We start from the raw sequence: 18,290 nt of genomic DNA, 5'->3' as shown, positions 1-18,290 counted from the left end.
GGGCCATGTCGGCGCCGGGTCAGGGCCGGGTCAGCGCTGGGTGACCCAGCCCGGTCGGTCGGCGTGGTCGACCCGGAGCACCAGGTCGGCGACCGCCTCCGGGTCCACCTCCTCCCGGTAGCGGGCGTCGGTCGCCAACCGCCAGCGCTCCTGCGCGGGCAGTCGGCGGGCCAGCATGTCCGGGCGCAGCGCCAGGTGCACACTCAGGTCGACCGGCAGCCAGCGGCCGAGCAGCAGCTCACCGGCGAGCAGCAGGACGCCGCGCTCCGGCACCGGCTCGGTGCGGCGCCGGGCCGAACGGTCCTGGTGGGCGTCCCAGAGGGCCGGCAGATAGGCCGTGCCCGCCTCCCACGGGTCGAGCACCTCGCGGATCAGGGCACCGGAGTCCAGCGCGATGTCGAGCAGGGCGTCCGGGTCGTCCCGGCCGAACTCCCAGCGCACCGAGGCCGGTCGCAGGAAATCGGCGGCCAGCACCACGGCCACCTCGCGCCCGGCCGCGCGCAACGGCTCGACGAGGTCGGCGGCCAGGAGCTCCGGACGGGTGACGGCCCAACCGTCGACCAGGACCCGGGGGCGCTGCCCGAGGCCGAGGACCCGGTCCACGAGTCGGTCCCGGATCTGGGCGGGGCTGACCGGTTCGACACGCACCCGCACAGTCTGCCCCGCCGCTCACTCCCCCAGCACCGCGACCAGTCCGTCGGCCAGTCGCTCGGACCACCAGGCCCAGTCGTGTCCGCCCGGCACCTCCCGGAGTTCCAAGTGCTCGCCGCGCTCGGCGATCAGCGCTGCCAGCTCGTGGTTGGTGCGGGTGAGCAGGCCCTCGTACCGGCCCACCTGCAGGACCGTCCGGGTGGTGCGGGGCGGCAGGGTCCGCAGTCGGTCGAGCACGGCCCGCGGCGCGTCCTCGGCCATGGTCGGCCACCAGAAGGAGCCGGACTGACTCAGCACGGCGCCGACCACCTCCGGGTGCCGCAGGGCGAGCCGGAAGGCTGCCAGCCCACCGAAGGACTGGCCGACGGCCACGGTGCGCGCGGGCATGGTGACCCGGCTCCGCCCGCGGGCGCGCAGCTCGGCGTCGATCAGCGGCAGCAGATCGTCGACCAACCGGTCCAGGTAGTCGTCGGCACCGGCCAGGTCGGCTGAGCGGTGATCGCGGTCGATGGGGTCGATCAGCACCGCAGCGGTCGGCGGGATCGCGTGCCGTCGGTGCAGGTCGGCGAGGATCGGCGCCACCGGCAGCCGCTCGGCCCACATCTGGCCGTCGAAGAACAGCGCGAGTCCCACCTCGGACTCCTCCGGCAGCCAGAGCCACAGCCGCTGCTGGAGGCCGTCCGGACGGTGCCACGTCAGGGCGGTGGGCGGCTCGGTGGCGGGCAGCGGTGGCGGCTCGGCGCCGAGGCGCGCCACGGCGCTGCGACCACCGAGGGATCCGGTGAACCGGCGCCCGCGGGCGAAGGGGTCCTCACGGGAGCGGGCGAGCACTCCGAGCCACCAGGCGCGGGCCTCGGGGGTGTTCCGCTCCGCCGGGGACACCAGCGGCCCGTCGACCGGGATCAGCGTGTACGACCCGACGTAGTCCGAGTGCACGGCGAACGCCGCCAGGTGGATGTCGGTCCCCGGCACCGGCGTCATGGTGCCGACCCGTGGATCCGTGCGGTCGGTGAGGCCATTGAGGTCGAGGTACACCGTCGGGTGCGCCGACTCGCGGGCCAGGAACAGCAGCGTGGGGACGCCGGTGCGCCTGCCGTCCTCCGTCGGCAGTCCGTCGGGGAAGGACAGCGGGGTGCCGGTGGCGGTGGCCTGCTCCCACCAGATGTCGGTGCCGGGTGTCGCGCCCGGGGCCAGGTCGGGGAGCACCCGCAGTTCCTCGGTGGCGGGACGTCGGCCGGCGGCATGGGTCATCGGCTGCAGCATGAGGATAGGTTAGCCTTACCTATCACCTGACCCGTCAAGGGGTCCACGACACGAAGGATGGTCATGCTCCACACCCGCCGACTGGGCGCCGTCGCCGCCGCCGCCCTGGTCGCCCTGACCGCCGCCTGCTCCGCCGGATCCACCGACACCTGGTCCACCGACACCAGCCGGACCGACCCGGCCACCGGCACCACCGACAGCGCCTGGCCGCGGACCGTCGACCACGAGCTCGGCAGCACCGAGATCGCGTCCGAGCCGCTGCGGATCGTGTCCACCTCGGTGACCCTGACCGGCATCCTGCTGTCGATGGACGCCCCGGTGGTCGCCTCCGCCGCCACCACCCCGGCGGCGAGCAACCAGGACACCGGCTTCTTCGACTGGTGGGCCGAGGTGGCGGTCGACCGCGACGTCGAGGTGCTGTACCAGAACCTGGAGTTCGACGAGGAGGCGGTGATCGCCGCCGACCCGGACCTGATCGTAGTGTCCACCACCGGTGCCGACTCCACGGCCGACCAGTACGACGCGCTCAGCGCCATCGCCCCGACCATCGGGATCAACTACTCCACCTCGGACTGGCAGGACGTCGCCACCGAGCTGGGCGCCGCGATCGGCATGGAACAGCAGGCGCAGGACACCATCGACGACTTCGACACGCACATCGCCGAGGTCGCCGCGGCGATCACCGTCCCGTCGGGCAGCACCAACGCCGTGGTGTTCAACGGCTCCAGCGGCGACACCGCCTTCGCCAAGCCGGGCGGATCGCACGGCACGCTGCTGACGGCACTCGGCTTCGACGTGGTGGGTGCCGACGACGCCCTGGACACCAGCGATCAGGCGCGCAACGACTTCGCCTTCGTCTCGCTGGAGAACACCGTGCAGGCGCTGACCGGTGACACGGTGCTGGTCATCAACGGCGACGACGACACGGCGGCGGCACTGCGCGCCGAGCCCGTGCTGGCGAACGCCCCCGCGGTGCGCAGCGGGCAGGTGTACGCGCTCGGGAAGAACTCGTTCCGGATCGACTACTACTCCGGCGCCGAGATCGCCGACACCGTCGCGCAGCTGTTCGGCTGAGCCGCGCGTGACCCGGACGGCCACCCGCTGGGGTCCGGCGTTCGCGGTGGCGTCGCTGGTCCTGGTCGTGCTGGCTCTGCTGAGCCTCATGGTCGGGTCCAGCACGCTGCCGCTGTCGACCGCCTGGCACGCCCTGACCGCCTACGACCCGGCCGACGACGCCCAGCTGGTGGTGCACACCCTGCGCCTGCCCCGCACCGGACTCGGCCTGGTGGTCGGCGCGGCACTCGGCGTCGCCGGGTGCCTGATGCAGGCCATCACCCGCAACCCGCTCGCCGACCCCGGCGTGCTCGGTGTCAACGCCGGGGCCGCGGCGGCGGTGGTGACGGCGATCGCGGTGCTCGGCCTGACCACCCCCGGCTCCTACCTGGGTTTCGCGCTGCTCGGCTCCGCACTGGCCGCCGGGCTCGTCCTCGGTCTGGGCGGCGGCATCCGCGGTGGAGTGCGCGGCGGGTCGGCGGTCCGGCTGGTACTCGCCGGGACCGCGGTCTCCGTGGTGCTCGGCTCGGTGACCAGCGCGATCACGATCAACTACCCGGAGGTCTTCGACGTGTTCCGGTTCTGGGTGGTCGGCGCCCTGCAGGGGCGGGGCATGGCGGTGCTGGCGGCGGTCACCCCGATCATCGTGGCCGGGCTGGTGCTGGCCTGGTCGCTCGCCGGGTCGTTGAACGCGCTGGCGCTCGGCGCCGACACCGGGGCCGCCCTCGGCGCGTCCATCGGGCGCACGTGGTCGCTGTCCGGGGTGGCGATCGTGCTGCTCGCCGGTGGTGCCACCGCCGGGGCCGGGCCGGTCGCCTTCATCGGGCTGGCGGCGCCGCATGTCGCCCGGCTGCTCACCGGACCGGATCATCGCCGGCTGGTGCCGCTGTCCGCGCTGCTCGGCGCCGACCTCCTGCTGGCGGCGGACGTCGTCGGCCGGGTGATCGCGCGGCCGTCGGAGGTGCAGGCCGGGATCGTCGCCGCGGTGGTCGGCGCACCGGTGTTCGTCTGGCTGGTGCGACGTCGCCGGATGGTGGCGCTGTGAGCGTCCTGCGCTGGCGGGGGTTCTCCCTGCGGTGGTCGCCGCGCACGGTGGTGATCTGCCTGGCGTTGCTGGTGGTGGCGGTCGCGCTCGGCGTGGTCGCGATGGGGCGCGGCACGATCCCGCTGTCGGCCGCCGAGATCCTGGACACCCTGCTCGGCCGCGAGGTGGACCCCCGGACCGGCCGGGTGGTCCTGGGCATCCGACTCCCCCGGCTGCTCACCGCGCTGGGTGTCGGCGCCGCGCTGGGCACGGCCGGGGCGATCTTCCAGTCGATCTCGCGCAATGTGCTCGGTTCCCCGGACCTGATCGGCTTCACCGCCGGGGCTGCCACCGGCGCCGTGCTGCAGATCGCCTGGTTCGACGGCGGACCGCTGGAGGTCGGCGGGTGGGCGATCGGGGGCGGGGCGGTCACCGCCGCCGTCGTCTTCGGGCTGTCGGCGTCGAAGCGCTCCGGCGGCGGGTACCGCCTGGTGCTGGTCGGCATCGGGGTCGGCGCGCTGCTGAAGGCGGTCAACTCGCTCCTGCTCACCCGGGCGAACCTCGATCAGGCGCTGGAGGCGGAGATCTGGTTGCAGGGTTCGCTGAACGGTCGTCGCTGGGAGCAGGCGGTGCCGGTGCTCGTGGTGCTGGCCGTCGTGCTGCCGCTGGTCGCCACCCAGTCCCGTCGGCTGAACGTCCTGGAGATGGGCGACGACACCGCCCGGCAGCTCGGCGTGTCGGCCGGTCGGACCCGGATGATCGCCACCGCCCTCGGGGTCGCCCTCACCGCCGTGGCCACCGCCGCCGCGGGGCCGATCGCCTTCGTCGCTCTCGCCGCACCCCAGCTGGTGCGGCGACTCACCCGCGCGACGGGTGCCCAGCTGATCCCGTCGGCATTCCTCGGCGCCACCCTGCTGGTCGCCGCCGATCTGCTGTCGGCGCATCTGCCCTTCGCCTGGTCGGTGCCGGTCGGGATCGCCACCGGACTGCTCGGTGGGATCTACCTGCTCTGGCTGCTCACCCGGAAGGACCACACCTCGTGACCGACCGCCTGCGCGCCGAGGACCTCAGCCTCGGCTACGACGACCGGGTGATCGCCCGGTCCCTGGACGTCAGCATCCCGAACGACTCGTTCACCGTGATCGTGGGGCCGAACGCCTGCGGGAAATCCACCCTGCTGCGTGCCCTGGCCCGCCTGCTGCGACCCCGCTCCGGCGAGGTGTACCTGGACGACGCACCGATCCGGTCGCGCCCGGCCAAGGAGACCTCCCGGCGACTCGCCCTGCTCCCCCAGTCGCCCACCGCGCCGGACGGGATCACCGTCGCCGATCTGGTCGCCCGTGGCCGGTTCCCGCACCAGCACCTGCTGCGCCAGTGGTCCCCACAGGACGAGGCAGCGGTGCAGCAGGCGATGCGGGCCACCGGCGTCGGCGACCTCGCCGACCGGCCGGCCGGGGAACTGTCCGGCGGGCAACGGCAACGGGTCTGGCTGGCGATGGTGCTCGCCCAGGACACCCCGCTGCTCCTGCTCGACGAGCCGACCACGTTCCTGGACATCGCCCACCAGATCGAGGTGCTGGACCTGTGCCGCGATCTGCATGAGCAGCAGGGCCGGACGCTGGTGGCGGTGCTGCACGACCTGCACCACGCGGCCCGCTACGCCACCCACCTGATCGCGATGCGGGACGGAACGGTGGTGGCGCAGGGGCCGCCCCAGGACGTGCTCACCGAGGACCTCGTGCACCGGGTCTTCGACCTGCCCTGCCGGGTGGTGCCGGACCCGGTGACCGGCACCCCGATGGTGGTCCCGCTGGACCGTCGCTCGGCGGACCCGAGGTCGATCGCCGCTCCGGGTCCGAGCGGCCGTCGGCCTAGGCGCTGAGCAGGATCCCGCGCACGAACGCCGCCTGGCCCGCGTGCTGGATCGCGTCGTCCAGGACACTGACCAGGCGGACGCCCCGGGTGACCGGCGGGTCCCAGCCCGGGTCGATCACGTCGTCCAACTGGTCGTCGGTCAGCCCCGAGACGTACCCGATCGACGCGGCCGTCGCCGCCTGCGCGTAGCCGACCAGCAGCTCGGCGGAGGCCCGCACCACCGCCACCTGCTGGGGACTGTTCCCGTAGCCGTTGTCCGCGCGGTCGAGCGGCAGCGCGAAGCGGTCGGCCCACCCGTCGGCGACCCACACCTCGTCGGTGCCGGAGAGCTCGGCGATCTGGGCGTCCTGCTCCCGGGCGAGGTGCCAGACCAGCCACGCCACGGTGTTCGCCTGCGGTCCGATCCGCTCGGCCAGCTGCGCCTCGCCGAGTCCGGAGACGGCGGTGCGCACCAGGTCGTCGAGTCGGCCGAATCCCTCGGTCAGGACATCGATTCCGTTCATGCCTGCCACGCTATGCCCGCCGACCTGCGCGCGCACGGTCCATGGCAGACGCCTGCACCCAGCGCGTTCGGACAGCTCACCCGGGGCGCGCCGAGGTCAGCGCGCGCGTGCCGCGCGGTCGCGGATGCCGCGAAGCATCCCGGCGGTCATCAGCGTGCTGGCCCAGGTCATCGCCGCCACCGGGTACCGGGCCCACGGTTCGCGGTAGCCGTAGCGTTCGCGCACCACCAGCCGCGTGGTGCCCGGCAGCTGACCGGGCCGGAGCACGAACGACCACACGAAGTCGAAGGGCGCGGTCTCCTCGTCCGGCAGCGCGGGCGCGTCACCCTGCAGGACGAGCGCCCGGTCGGGTTCCTGTCGCGCCACCCGCAGCTCGACCCGCTCGCCCAGCCGCACCGAGTCGCCGACCGCGAGGTCCTGCCACTCCGGCACGATCCGGTCGGCGGAGTGGATGTCCAGCCCGAGCAGGTTCTCCAGTGCGTCATAGCTGTAGAAGCCACCGCGCCCCTGGCCCAGCTGCAGCAGCCAGGGGAACACCGCGGACGCGGGCGCGGGGACGGTGATCGCCCGGGTGGCGACCAGGTCGGCATCCGGCAGCAGCTCGTCGCCGGGCAACCCGATCGACCGTTCCACCTGGGTCGCCCCCAGGCGCAGGGCCTGCTGTCGGGCCAGGACGTACCCGGTGCTCAGGGCGGCACCGACCGTGAGGATGCGCAAGAGACGTGGCATGCCTGACACCTCATCATCCGCCGGCCGCCACCGCCAGGGGTCACAGGTCCCGCGAACGCCGAACGGCCCCACGGCGCAATGCCGCGGGGCCGTTCGGTGCCGTGCTGATGAGGTGATCAGGCGACGCGGCCGGAGGCCTCGTCACCGATCTTGTGCACCACGACGGTGTTGGTGGAGCCGACCACGCCGACCGGGGTACCGGCCACGACGACCACGTAGTCGCCGGACTCGGCCAGGCCCTGGGCGCGCAGGGTCTGCTCGACCTGCTTGACCATGTCGTCGGTGTGCTCGACCGGCGGCACCTGGTAGGTCTGGGTGCCCCAGGTCAGCGACAGGCGGTTGCGCACCGCCTCGTCCGGGGTGAAGGCCAGCAGCGGGATGGAGCTGCGCAGGCGGGACATCCGACGGGCGGAGTCACCGGACTGGGTGAAGGTCACCAGGTACTTCACGTCCAGCGCCTCACCGACCTCGGCGGCGGCCCGGGTGATCGCGCCACCGCGGGTGTGCGGGGTCGAACCGAGCGGAGCGATCCGCTCGCGGCCCATCTCCTCGGTGGCCTCGATGATCCGCGCCATGGTGCGCACGGTCTCGATCGGGTACTCGCCGACCGAGGTCTCACCGGACAGCATGACCGCGTCGGCACCGTCGAGCACCGCGTTGGCGCAGTCCGAGGTCTCGGCGCGGGTCGGGCGCGGGTTGTTGGTCATGGACTCGAGCACCTGGGTGGCGACGATGACCGGCTTCGCGCTGCGACGGGCCAGCTCGATCGCGCGCTTCTGCACCAGCGGGACCTGCTCCAGCGGCAGCTCCACACCGAGGTCGCCACGGGCGACCATGATGCCGTCGAAGGCGTCGACGATCTCCGGCAGGTTCTCGACCGCCTGCGGCTTCTCGACCTTGGCGATGACCGGGACGACCCGGCCCTCCTCCTCCATGATCCGGCGCACGTCGTCGTAGTCGGCGGCGTTCCGGACGAAGGACAGCGCGATGATGTCGGCGCCGATCCGCAGCGCCCAGCGCAGGTCCTCGGTGTCCTTCTCGGACATGGCCGGCACGGAGACGGCCACGCCGGGCAGGTTGATGCCCTTGTTGTTCGAGACCGGACCGGCGACCTCGACGCGGGTGACGACCCGGGGGCCCTCGACCGCGGTGACGCGGACCAGCACGCGGCCGTCGTCGATCAGCAGCGGGTCACCGACCCGGGCGTCGTTCGGCAGGCCCTTGTGCGTGGTGGAGACGAGCTCCTTGGTGCCCGGCACGTCCTCGGTGGTGATGGTGAAGGTGTCACCCTCGGCGAGGTAGTGCTTGCCCTCGGCGAACCGGCCGAGGCGGATCTTCGGGCCCTGGAGGTCGACCAGGACGGCGACGGAGCGGCCCGAGGCCTGAGCGGCGGCGCGGACGTTCTCGTACACCTTGGCGTGCGCCTCGGCGTCGCCGTGGCTCCGGTTGATTCGGGCGACGTCCATACCGGCGTCGACCAGAGCCTGGATCTGCTCGGCGGACTCCGTCGCGGGGCCGATGGTGCAGACGATCTTCGCTCTACGCATGGGTAACAGCCTTGGCCTTTCGTGGTGGGCGGTTCGAGGGTGTCCTCGCCGTTCAGGCCGGATGTCCAGACGTCCACGACCGGACGCACCAGGCCGTGGCTCAGTCTACGTCCCCGCACGCGGTTTGCCCTCCCCCGTGCCCGCCGACCGAGACCGATCCCACCCGAATACCCCCCCACGTACCCATCCCTACGAGCCCATACCAGGACCTAGGACACAGCGCGGAGCCGAGATGACAGAAACCGACGCTGGAAGCGGGGCTCGAGCGTCGGTTTCTGTCACCTGGGTGCGCGGGGTGCGTGGGGTGCGCGGGGTCGGGTGCGCGCGGTGCGCGGGGTCGGGTGCGCGCGGTGCGCGGGGTCGGGCGCGCGGGGTGCGCGCGGTCAGGCGCGCAGCGCGGTGGTGGCGGCGGTGACCGGTGCGGGCAACTCGGTGCTGCCGGTCAGGTAGCTGTCCACCGCGGCGGCGGCGGCCCGCCCCTCGGCGATCGCCCACACGATCAGCGACTGGCCGCGACCGGCGTCCCCGGCCACGAACACGCCGGGCTCGCTGGTCGCGAAGTCGGCGGCCCGCTTGATCGTGCCGCGTCCGGTCAGGTCGACCCCGGTCTGCTCGACCAGGTGCTCGGTCTCCGGACCGGTGAAGCCCATCGCGATCAGCACCAGGTCGGCCGGGATGCTGCGCTCGGTGCCCGGGGTGGGCACCCGACGACCGTCCGGCAGGTACTCGGTGTCGGCCAGCGTCAGCGACGTCACCTGCCCGTCGGTGCCCTCGAAGGCCACCGTGGACGCGAGGTACGTGCGCTCACCGCCCTCCTCGTGCGAGGACGAGACCTCGAAGACCACCGGGTCGGTCGGCCAGGGCTGGTTCGCCGGGCGCTCGGTCGGCGGCTGCTTGCCGATGGCGAGTGTGGTGACCGAGGCGGCTCCCTGGCGCAGTGCGGTCCCGAGGCAGTCCGATCCGGTGTCACCGCCACCGATCACGATCACGTGCTTGCCGGCGGCGTCGATCGGCTCGGCGACCACCTTGCCCGCGACCAGCGCGTTCGACTGGTGCAGGTAGTCCATCGCCGGGTGGATGCCGGACAGCTCGCGGCCGGGCAGCGCGAGCTCGCGCGGCACGGTGGAGCCGGTGGCGATCACCACGGCGTCGTAGCGGGCACGCAGCTGCGCCCAGGTGATGTCGGTTCCGATCGCCACGCCGGGACGGAACCGGGTGCCCTCGGCGGACATCTGCGCCAGACGGCGGTCGATGTGCCGCTTCTCCAGCTTGAAGTCCGGCACGCCGTAGCGCAGCAGGCCGCCGATCTCGTCGTCGCGCTCGTAGACCGCGACGGTGTGCCCGGCCCGGGTCAGCTGCTGGGCGGCGGCCAGACCGGCGGGGCCGGAACCGACCACGGCGACGGTGTGCCCGGTCAGGCGCTGCGGCACCTGCGGGGTCACCAGCCCACGGTCGAAGGCCTCGTCGATGATCGTGACCTCGACGTTCTTGATCGTCACCGGGGGCTGGTTGATGCCCAGCACGCAGGCGGACTCGCAGGGGGCCGGGCAGATCCGACCGGTGAACTCCGGGAAGTTGTTGGTGGCGTGCAGCCGCTCGATGGCCTCCGCCCACTGCCCGCGCCAGACCAGGTCGTTCCACTCCGGGATCAGGTTCCCGAGCGGACAGCCGTTGTGGCAGAACGGCACACCGCAGTCCATGCAGCGACCGGCCTGCTGGTGGATCAGGGTCGCCGACTGCTTGTCCTCGGCGACGGACAGGTGCTCGTGCACCTCGCGCCAGTCCATCAGCCGCAGTTCGACCGGGCGGTTCGGGGGCAGCTCGCGCTCCCGGACCTTCAGGAACCCACGGGGGTCAGCCACGTGCCACCTCCAGAATGCTCTCCCACACGCCGGGGGCGCTGGTGTCGAGTCCATCGGCCTGTGCCTGGGCGAGCGCCTCCCGGACCCGGGAGTACTCGACCGGCTGCACCCGGGTGAACCGGGCGCGGACCTCGTCGGACAGGGTGTCGCCGTCGAGCAGCTCGGCGGCGATCTGCGAGCCGGTCAGCTCACGGTGACGGCGGATCAGGTCGGTGACCAGCGCGGCGTCCTCGTCGGTGAGCGCGGTGAGGGCCAACTCCCCCGCAGCCATCGACTGCACGTTCACCCGCTCCGGCTTGAGGTCCAGCACGTAGGCCGACCCGCCGGACATGCCCGCGGCGAAGTTCCGCCCGGTGCGGCCGAGCACCAGCACGGTGCCGCCGGTCATGTACTCGCAGCCGTGGTCGCCCACGCCCTCGGTGACCAGGGTCGCACCGGAGTTGCGCACCCCGAAGCGCTCACCGGTCAGGCCGCTGGCGAACAGCTCCCCGGAGGTCGCGCCGTAGCCGATCACGTTGCCGGCGATCACGTTGTGTGACCCGGCCAGCGCGGCCGACCGGTGCGGGCGGACCACGATCCGGCCGCCGGACAGGCCCTTGCCGACGTAGTCGTTGGCGTCGCCCTCCAGGGTCAGGGTGATGCCGCTCGGCAGGAACGCGCCGAACGACTGCCCGGCCGAGCCGGTGAGCCGCACGTCGATGGTGCCGTCCGGCAGGCCCTCGCCGCCGTAGCGCTTGGTGACCTCGTGGCCGAGCATGGTGCCGACCGTCCGGTTCACGTTGCGCACCGGGAGCTCGATGGTCACCGGCCGGGCGTCCTCCAGGGCCGGTCCGGCCAGGGCGATGAACTGGTTGTCCAGCGCCCGGTCGAGGCCGTGGTCCTGGTCCTGCACGTGGTGCAGGGCCGAGCCGGGCAGCACCTCGGGCACCGCGAGCACCGGCGACAGGTCCAGTCCCTGTGCCTTCCAGTGGTCGACGGCCTGGCGGGTGTCCAGCAGCTCGACGTGCCCGACCGCCTCCTCGAGGCTGCGGAAGCCCAGCTCGGCCAGGATCTCGCGCACCTCCTGGGCGATGAACTCGAAGAAGGTGACCACGAACTCGGCCTTGCCGGTGAACCGGGCGCGCAGCTCCGGGTTCTGGGTGGCGACGCCGACCGGGCAGGTGTCCTGGTGGCAGACCCGCATCATGATGCAGCCGGAGACCACCAGCGGGGCGGTGGCGAAGCCGAACTCCTCGGCCCCGAGCAGCGCACCGATGATCACGTCCCGACCGGTCTTGAGCTGACCGTCCACCTGGACGACCACCCGGTCACGCAGGTCGTTCAGCACCAGGGTCTGCTGGGTCTCGGCCAGGCCGATCTCCCAGGGGGTCCCGGCGTGCTTGAGCGAGGTCAGCGGGCTGGCACCGGTGCCGCCGTCGTGGCCGGAGATCAGTACGACGTCCGAGTGCGCCTTGGCGACACCCGCGGCGATGGTGCCGACGCCGAACTCCGAGACCAGCTTGGTGTGGATCCGGGCCGACGGGTTGGCGTTCTTCGCGTCGTGGATCAGCTGGGCCAGATCCTCGATCGAGTAGATGTCGTGGTGCGGCGGCGGGGAGATCAGGCCGACGCCGGGGGTCGAGTGCCGGGTCTTGGCGACCCAGGGGTAGACCTTCGGGCCGGGCAGCTGACCGCCCTCACCGGGCTTGGCGCCCTGGGCGAGCTTGATCTGGATGTCGTCGGCGAAGGTCAGGTACTCGCTGGTCACCCCGAACCGACCGGAGGCGATCTGCTTGATCGCGGAGCGGCGCTCCGGGTCATGCAGCCGCTCCGGGTCCTCGCCGCCCTCACCGGTGTTCGACTTGGCGCCGAGCCGGTTCATCGCGATGGCCAGGGTCTCGTGCGCCTCCTGGCTGATCGACCCGTAGGACATCGCGCCGGTGGAGAACCGCTTGACGATCTCGCTGATCGGCTCGACCTCCTCCACCGGGATCGGGGTGCGCGCACCCTCGCGGAAAGTCAGCAGGCCGCGCAGGGTCATCAGCCGCTCGGACTGCTCGTTGACCCGGTGGGTGTACTGCCGGAAGACGTCCATCTGCCGGGTACGGGTGGAGTGCTGCAACCGGAAGACGGTCTCCGGGTCGAACAGGTGGTCCTCCCCGTCCCGGCGCCACTGGTACTCGCCACCGGTGGCCAGGCGGCGGTGCGGCTGACGGTTGCCGGAGGCCGGGTAGGCGTCGGCGTGCCGCGCGGCGACCTCGGCGGCGATCACGTCCAGGCCGATGCCGCCCAGACGGCTGGTGGTGCCGGTGAAGTACCGGTCGACCAGCGCGTGGGACAGCCCGATGGCCTCGAAGACCTGGGCGCCGCGGTAGGAGGCGATGGTGGAGATGCCCATCTTGGACATCACCTTGAGCACGCCCTTGCCGAGGGCCTTGATCAGGTTGGCGACCGCCTTCTCCGGCTCGACGTCACCGAGGAAGCCCGACCGTGCCAGGTCCTCGACGGTCTCCATCGCCAGGTAGGGGTTCACCGCGGCGGCGCCGTAGCCGATCAGCAGCGCGACGTGGTGCACCTCGCGCACATCGCCGGCCTCGACCACCAGCGACACCTGGGTGCGGGTGTGCCGCCGCAGCAGGTGGTGGTGCACGGCCGACAGCAGCAGCAGCGACGGGATCGGCGCCCGGTCGGCGTCACCCTCGCGGTCGGAGAGCACGATGAAGCTCACGCCGTCGGAGACCGCACGGTCCACCTCGGCGAAGATCTCCTCCAGCCGGTGCTCCAGAGCGGCGCCGCCGCCGGAGACCGGGTAGAGGCCGCGGACGATGGTGCTGCGGAAGATGCCCGCCATCGCCGGGTCCTTGTGCACCTTGACGATCTTGGCCAGGCCGTCGTTGTCCAGGACCGGGAACGGCAGCACCAGCTTGCGGGCGTGCTGCGGGCCGTCCTCCAGCAGGTTCGGCTCCGGGCCGATCGCACCGCCGATGCTGGTGACCAGCTCCTCGCGGATCGCGTCCAGCGGCGGGTTGGTGACCTGGGCGAACATCTGGGTGAAGTAGTCGAAGAGCAGCCGCGGCCGGCTGGACAGCACCGCGACCGGGGTGTCCGACCCCATCGCACCCAGCGGCTCGGCACCGGTGGCGCCCAGCGGGGTCAGGATGATCTTGAGCTCTTCCTCGGTGTAGCCGAAGGCGCGCTGACGACGGCGCACGCTGGCGGTCGAGTGCGCGATGTGCTCCCGCTCCGGCAGCTGGTCCAGGTAGACCGAGTTCTCCGCCACCCACTGCGCGTAGGGCTTCTGCGCGGCGAGCTGGGCCTTGACCTCGTCGTCCTCGACGATCCGGCCCTTGCGGGTGTCGACCAGGAACATCTTGCCCGGCTCCAGGCGGCCCTTGCGGACCACGCTGGCCGGGTCCAGGTCGAGCACGCCCGCCTCGGAGGCCATCACGACCAGGCCGTCCTCGGTCACCCAGAACCGGCCCGGGCGCAGACCGTTGCGGTCCTGCACCGAACCGATCAGGGTGCCGTCGGTGAACGTGATCGCCGCCGGGCCGTCCCAGGGCTCCATCAGGGTGGCGTGGTACTCGTAGAACGCGCGGCGGGCGGGATCCATCTGGGCGTGGTTCTCCCACGCCTCCGGGATCATCATCATCACCGCGTGCGGCAGGCTGCGGCCGGACAGGTGCAGCAGCTCCAGCACCTCGTCGAAGGACGCGGAGTCCGACCCGCCGGGGGTACAGACCGGCAGCAGCGGCGACAGGTCGCCCAGTTCCTCGCTGCGCAGGGTGCCCTCGCGGGCGGCGACCCAGTTCCGGTTGCCCTTGACCGTGTTGATCTCGCCGTTGTGCGCGATCAGGCGCAGCGGCTGGGCGAGCGGCCAGGACGGGAAGGTGTTGGTGGAGAAGCGCGAGTGCACCAGCGCGATCTCGCTCGCGTACCGGGGGTCGGACAGGTCCGTGAAGAACGGCTCCAGCTGCCCGGTGGTCAACATCCCCTTGTACGCGAGGGTCCGCGCCGACAGCGAGGCGAAGTACAGCCCCAGCTCCCGCTCGGAACGCTTGCGCAGCCGGAACGCCCGCCGGTCCAGGTCGACCCCGGCCAGCTCCCGCGAGGGATCGGCGACCACGAGCTGGCGGAAGAACGGCATCGAGGCGCGCGCGCTGGGGCCGACCAGGTCGGCGGTCACCTGTACGTCGCGCCAGGCCAGGACGTCCAGCTTCTCCTCGGCGGCGAGGGCCTCGACGGCACGCTCGGTGGCGATCCGCTCGGCCTCGTCCATCGGCAGGAAGGCCATCCCGATCGCGTAGTGACCGGCCGGTGGGAGGTCGGCGTCGACCACGTCGCGCAGGAACGCGTCCGGGATCTGGGTCAGGATGCCGGCACCGTCGCCGCTGTTCTCCTCGGCACCGACCGCACCGCGGTGGTCCAGGTTGAGCAGCGCGGTCAGACCGGCGTCGACGATGTCACGCCCGGGGGTGCCGCGCAGCGTCGCCACGAAGGCGAAACCGCAGGCGTCGTGCTCGGCCGCGGGGTCGTAGAGACCCTGCGACTGCGGGGCGTCGATCGATGACGCGGGCATCTGCACCGTCCTCACGGCCCGGGGGCGGGCCACGTCGAGACCTGTGGGGGGTGGGACGTCGTCGGCCCGGGGTGGGGAGACGATACACGCCCGAAACGCGGGTGTTTCACACCGTCTCAGATGCGGCGGCTACTGCTCAGCCGCGGGTGTGCTGGCGGGGGCCGTCGCGTCGGGCGCCGGGGACTCGGGATCAGGTGCGGCCGAGTCGGCGGAGCGGGTTCCGGTCTCGCGTCCGGGATGACGACGTCCGACCACGACGAACGCTACCAGCGCCCCCATACCGACGATGATCGACATCCAGACGTTGACCCGCAGTCCGGCGATGGTGTGCGCCGGGTCGATCCGGACCAGTTCGATCCAGAGCCGACCGGTGGTGTAGACGACCACGTACAGCCAGAACACCCGGCCGTGGCCGAGCCGGAAGCGGCGGTCGAGCCAGATCAGCAGCGCCGCACCGGCCAGGTTCCACAGCAGCTCGTACAGGAACGTCGGGTGGAACAGCGTGCCCGGGGCATACCCGGCGGGCAGGTGCGCGGCGTCGATCTCCAGCCCCCAGGGCAGGGTGGTCGGGCCGCCGAACAGCTCCTGGTTGAACCAGTTGCCCAGTCGGCCGACGGCCTGCGCGATCAGCAGGCCGGGGGCGAGCGCGTCGGCGAACACCGGGAAGCTGACCTTCATCCGGCGGCAGCCGATGTACGCGCCGACCGCGCCGAGGGCGACCGCGCCCCAGATGCCGAGGCCGCCCTCCCAGATCGCGAACGCCTTCCAGGGGTCACCCCCCGCGCCGAAGTACTGGTCCGGGCTGGTGATCACGTGGTAGATCCGGCCGCCGACGATGCCGAAGGGCACCGCCCAGAACACGATCTCCAGCACCTCGTCCGGGTCGCCGCCGCGTTCCTTCCAGCGCCGCTGGGTGAGCAGGACCGCGACCACGATCCCGACCAGGATCGACAGCGCGTACGCGCGCAGCGGGAGCGGTCCGAGGTGCCAGACCGCCTGGGAAGGACTCGGGATGGAGAGGATCACCCGAGGACTGTAAACGCTGCGCGGTCCGACCTCGGTGGCGGTCCGACGGCGATCAGGTCACAGTCGTGCGTCGGCCACCCCGGCGGCCAGCGCCGCCGCCACCCGGCCCAGCTCGTCCAGTCCGCTGTCCAGTGCGCGCACGAAGGCGCTGCCCACGATCACACCGTCCGCGTAGCGGGCGATGTCGGCCGCCTGCTCCGGTCGGGACACACCCAGTCCGACGCAGACCCGCGCGGCGCCGGCGGCACGGGTGGCGTCGACCAACCGGCCCGCCTGTGCGCCCACGCTGGTCCGCTCTCCCGTCACGCCCATGGTCGAGGCGGCATAGACGAAGCCCTCCGAGGCGGCGACCGTCATCGCCAGCCGCTCCGGGGTGGAGGACGGCGCGACCAGGAACACCCGGTCCAGCTCGTGTGCGGTGGAGGCGGCGATCCAGTCGGCGCCCTCGTCCGGGATCAGGTCCGGGGTGATCAGCCCCGCACCACCCGCCTGCGCCAGGTCGCGCGCGAAGGCGTCGACGCCGTAGCGCAGCACCGGGTTCCAGTAGGTCATCACCAGGGTGGGCGCACCGGTCGCGGCGATCTGCTCCACCGCGCCGAAGACGTCCCGCACCCGGGTGCCCTGGGCCAGTGCCTGGTCCACGGCGTGCTGGATGGTCGGGCCGTCCATCACCGGGTCCGAGTAGGGCAGGCCGAGCTCGATGATGTCCACGCCGTTGTCGACCAGGGTCCGGGCGGCGGCGACCGATCCGGCCAGGTCCGGGTAGCCCAGCGGCAGGTAGCCGACCAGTGCGGCACGGCCCTCCTGCGTGAGCCGGTCCAGGGTGGCGCCGGTCCGGTTCCGGGTGGTCACGTCCTGGGGCGTCGTCACAGCTGCTCTCCCTCGTCGGCGTCGACCACGTGCTTGTCCTCGACCAGACCGAACCAGGCGGCGGCGGTCGCCACGTCCTTGTCACCACGGCCGGACAGGTTCACCAGGATCACCGGCTCCTGCCCGTCCTCGCGCCACGAGGCGACCTCGGCGCCGAGCTTGATCGCCCCGGCCAGGGCGTGCGAGGACTCGATCGCCGGGATGATCCCCTCGGTGTGGCAGAGGATCCGGAACGCCTCCATCGCCTCGTCGTCGGTGACCGGCAGGTAGGTGGCGCGACCGGTGTCGTGCAGCCAGGCGTGCTCGGGCCCGACACTCGGGTAGTCCAGCCCGGCCGAGACCGAGTGGCTGGGCAGGGTCTGTCCGTCCTCGTCCTGCAACAGGTACGAGCGGGTGCCCTGCAGCACGCCCGGGGCGCCGCCGCTGAACCGCGCCGCGTGCCGGCCGGAGGAGATGCCCGCACCGCCGGCCTCGAAGCCGAACAGCCGCACCGAGGGCTCGTCCAGGAACGCGTTGAACAGGCCGATCGCGTTCGACCCACCGCCGACGCAGGCCACGGCGGCGTCCGGCAGTCGACCGATCTCCGCCGACAGCTGCGCGCGCGCCTCCTCGCCGATGATCGAGTGCAGGTCGCGGACCATGCTCGGGAACGGGTGCGGGCCGGTGGCGGTGCCCAGCAGGTAGTGCGTGGTGGCGACGTTGGCGACCCAGTCGCGCAGCGCCTCGTTGATCGCGTCCTTGAGGGTCCGGGTGCCGATCTCGACCGGGATCACCTCGGCGCCGAGCAGCCGCATCCGGGCCACGTTCAGTGACTGGCGCTCGGCGTCGACGGCGCCCATGTAGACGGTGCACTCCAGGCCGAGCAGGGCGGCGGCGGTGGCCGTGGCGACGCCGTGCTGACCGGCACCGGTCTCCGCGATCACCCGGGTCTTGCCCATCCGCTTCACCAGCAGGGCCTGGCCGAGCACGTTGTTGATCTTGTGCGAGCCGGTGTGGTTCAGGTCCTCGCGCTTGAGGAACACCCGGACACCCGCGCCGACGTGGGCGGCGAAGCGCGGCACCTCGGTCAGCGGGCTGGGCCGACCGGTGTAGGTGCGGTGCAGGCGGTTCAGCTCGTCACCGAAGGCCGGGTCGGCCTTGGCCTTGGCGAAGGCGTCCGCGAGCTCGTCCAGCGCCGCGACCAGCGCCTCCGGCACGAACCGCCCGCCGAACTCGCCGAAGTACGGACCCTCGTGCTGCGCCAGCGGGCCGGTGGCCGGGGTGCGGGTGGTGCCGGGGCGGCCGGATGCTGCGTCGGACACGGTATTCCTCGGGTTTCTCTCGACCATT

General features: G+C 72.4%; 14 protein-coding genes. 4 read left to right on the top strand and 10 right to left on the bottom strand.

The window, feature by feature from the left end; genetic code table 11:
• Window positions 1-30: 30 nt before the first annotated feature.
• Together HGK68_RS07215 and fes are read right to left on the bottom strand one after the other, a co-directional pair.
• A complete protein-coding gene (locus HGK68_RS07215) occupies window positions 31-648 on the bottom strand; it encodes a nucleoside/nucleotide kinase family protein (RefSeq protein WP_169165356.1) in 618 nt (205 codons plus the stop codon).
• A gap of 21 nt (window positions 649-669) precedes the next feature.
• Complete coding sequence (fes, locus tag HGK68_RS07210) at window positions 670-1,914, bottom strand: enterochelin esterase (protein WP_169165355.1); 1,245 nt, start codon at window positions 1,912-1,914, stop codon at window positions 670-672.
• A 63-nt stretch (window positions 1,915-1,977) separates the two neighbouring features.
• Here fes and fepB point away from each other — a divergent pair, with 63 nt between their 5' ends.
• The 4 genes from fepB to HGK68_RS07190 are packed head-to-tail and all read left to right on the top strand — an operon-like array spanning window position 1,978 to window position 5,873.
• The gene (gene fepB, locus HGK68_RS07205; protein WP_169165354.1) at window positions 1,978-2,988 is read left to right on the top strand and encodes a Fe2+-enterobactin ABC transporter substrate-binding protein; all 1,011 of its coding nucleotides are present in this window, start codon (window positions 1,978-1,980) and stop codon (window positions 2,986-2,988) included.
• A 7-nt stretch (window positions 2,989-2,995) separates the two neighbouring features.
• A complete protein-coding gene (locus HGK68_RS07200; protein ID WP_246260662.1) occupies window positions 2,996-4,012 on the top strand; it encodes a FecCD family ABC transporter permease in 1,017 nt (338 codons plus the stop codon).
• The gene (locus HGK68_RS07195) at window positions 4,009-5,034 is read left to right on the top strand and encodes a FecCD family ABC transporter permease (RefSeq protein ID WP_206155822.1); all 1,026 of its coding nucleotides are present in this window, start codon (window positions 4,009-4,011) and stop codon (window positions 5,032-5,034) included. Before HGK68_RS07200 ends, HGK68_RS07195 begins: the two co-directional genes overlap by 4 nt.
• Window positions 5,031-5,873: an ABC transporter ATP-binding protein gene (locus tag HGK68_RS07190; RefSeq protein ID WP_169165353.1), complete on the top strand. Its 843-nt coding sequence runs from the start codon at window positions 5,031-5,033 to the stop codon at window positions 5,871-5,873. The genes HGK68_RS07195 and HGK68_RS07190 overlap by 4 nt, the downstream gene beginning before the upstream one ends.
• On the opposite strand, the gene HGK68_RS07185 is transcribed toward HGK68_RS07190, so the two are convergent.
• The 8 genes from HGK68_RS07185 to trpB form a co-directional block, all read right to left on the bottom strand.
• The gene (locus tag HGK68_RS07185) at window positions 5,863-6,369 is read right to left on the bottom strand and encodes a mycothiol transferase (RefSeq protein WP_169165352.1); all 507 of its coding nucleotides are present in this window, start codon (window positions 6,367-6,369) and stop codon (window positions 5,863-5,865) included. The two genes, HGK68_RS07190 and HGK68_RS07185, sit on opposite strands and share 11 nt — an antisense overlap.
• Window positions 6,370-6,465: 96 nt before the next feature.
• Window positions 6,466-7,098 (bottom strand): SRPBCC family protein, encoded by a 633-nt coding sequence (locus HGK68_RS07180; protein WP_169165351.1) that lies wholly within the window; start codon window positions 7,096-7,098, stop codon window positions 6,466-6,468.
• Between the two features lie 116 nt (window positions 7,099-7,214).
• The gene (pyk, locus tag HGK68_RS07175; RefSeq protein WP_169165350.1) at window positions 7,215-8,645 is read right to left on the bottom strand and encodes a pyruvate kinase; all 1,431 of its coding nucleotides are present in this window, start codon (window positions 8,643-8,645) and stop codon (window positions 7,215-7,217) included.
• 383 nt (window positions 8,646-9,028) lie between these two features.
• A complete protein-coding gene (locus HGK68_RS07170; protein ID WP_169165349.1) occupies window positions 9,029-10,507 on the bottom strand; it encodes a glutamate synthase subunit beta in 1,479 nt (492 codons plus the stop codon).
• Window positions 10,500-15,065 (bottom strand): glutamate synthase large subunit, encoded by a 4,566-nt coding sequence (gene gltB / locus HGK68_RS07165; RefSeq protein ID WP_169165348.1) that lies wholly within the window; start codon window positions 15,063-15,065, stop codon window positions 10,500-10,502. Before gltB ends, HGK68_RS07170 begins: the two co-directional genes overlap by 8 nt.
• 129 nt (window positions 15,066-15,194) lie before the next feature.
• Window positions 15,195-16,091 (bottom strand): prolipoprotein diacylglyceryl transferase, encoded by an 897-nt coding sequence (lgt, locus tag HGK68_RS07160; RefSeq protein ID WP_169165347.1) that lies wholly within the window; start codon window positions 16,089-16,091, stop codon window positions 15,195-15,197.
• 57 nt (window positions 16,092-16,148) lie between these two features.
• On the bottom strand, window positions 16,149-16,961 hold the full coding sequence (gene trpA, locus HGK68_RS07155; protein ID WP_425483669.1) for a tryptophan synthase subunit alpha: 813 nt from the start codon (window positions 16,959-16,961) through the stop codon (window positions 16,149-16,151).
• Window positions 16,958-18,289, bottom strand: coding sequence for a tryptophan synthase subunit beta (gene trpB, locus HGK68_RS07150; protein ID WP_169165346.1), 1,332 nt, complete (start codon window positions 18,287-18,289; stop codon window positions 16,958-16,960). Before trpB ends, trpA begins: the two co-directional genes overlap by 4 nt.
• Between the last annotated feature and the right edge of the window lies 1 nt (window position 18,290).

Origin of the sequence: Cellulomonas taurus (genome assembly GCF_012931845.1) — a bacterium.
GTDB lineage: Bacteria > Actinomycetota > Actinomycetes > Actinomycetales > Cellulomonadaceae > Cellulomonas > Cellulomonas taurus.
Note: the sequence above shows the minus strand (reverse complement) of the source record. Positions and strands in the feature narration are given on the sequence as shown.

Coding starts and splice junctions, on each gene's coding strand:
- fes (WP_169165355.1), bottom strand. CDS start 1,914: ATGCTGCAGCCGATGACCCATGCCGCCGGCCGACGTCCCGCCACCGAG.
- fepB (WP_169165354.1), top strand. CDS start 1,978: ATGCTCCACACCCGCCGACTGGGCGCCGTCGCCGCCGCCGCCCTGGTC.
- pyk (WP_169165350.1), bottom strand. CDS start 8,645: ATGCGTAGAGCGAAGATCGTCTGCACCATCGGCCCCGCGACGGAGTCC.
- gltB (WP_169165348.1), bottom strand. CDS start 15,065: ATGCCCGCGTCATCGATCGACGCCCCGCAGTCGCAGGGTCTCTACGAC.
- HGK68_RS07185 (WP_169165352.1), bottom strand. CDS start 6,369: ATGAACGGAATCGATGTCCTGACCGAGGGATTCGGCCGACTCGACGAC.
- HGK68_RS07180 (WP_169165351.1), bottom strand. CDS start 7,098: ATGCCACGTCTCTTGCGCATCCTCACGGTCGGTGCCGCCCTGAGCACC.
- trpB (WP_169165346.1), bottom strand. CDS start 18,289: ATGGTCGAGAGAAACCCGAGGAATACCGTGTCCGACGCAGCATCCGGC.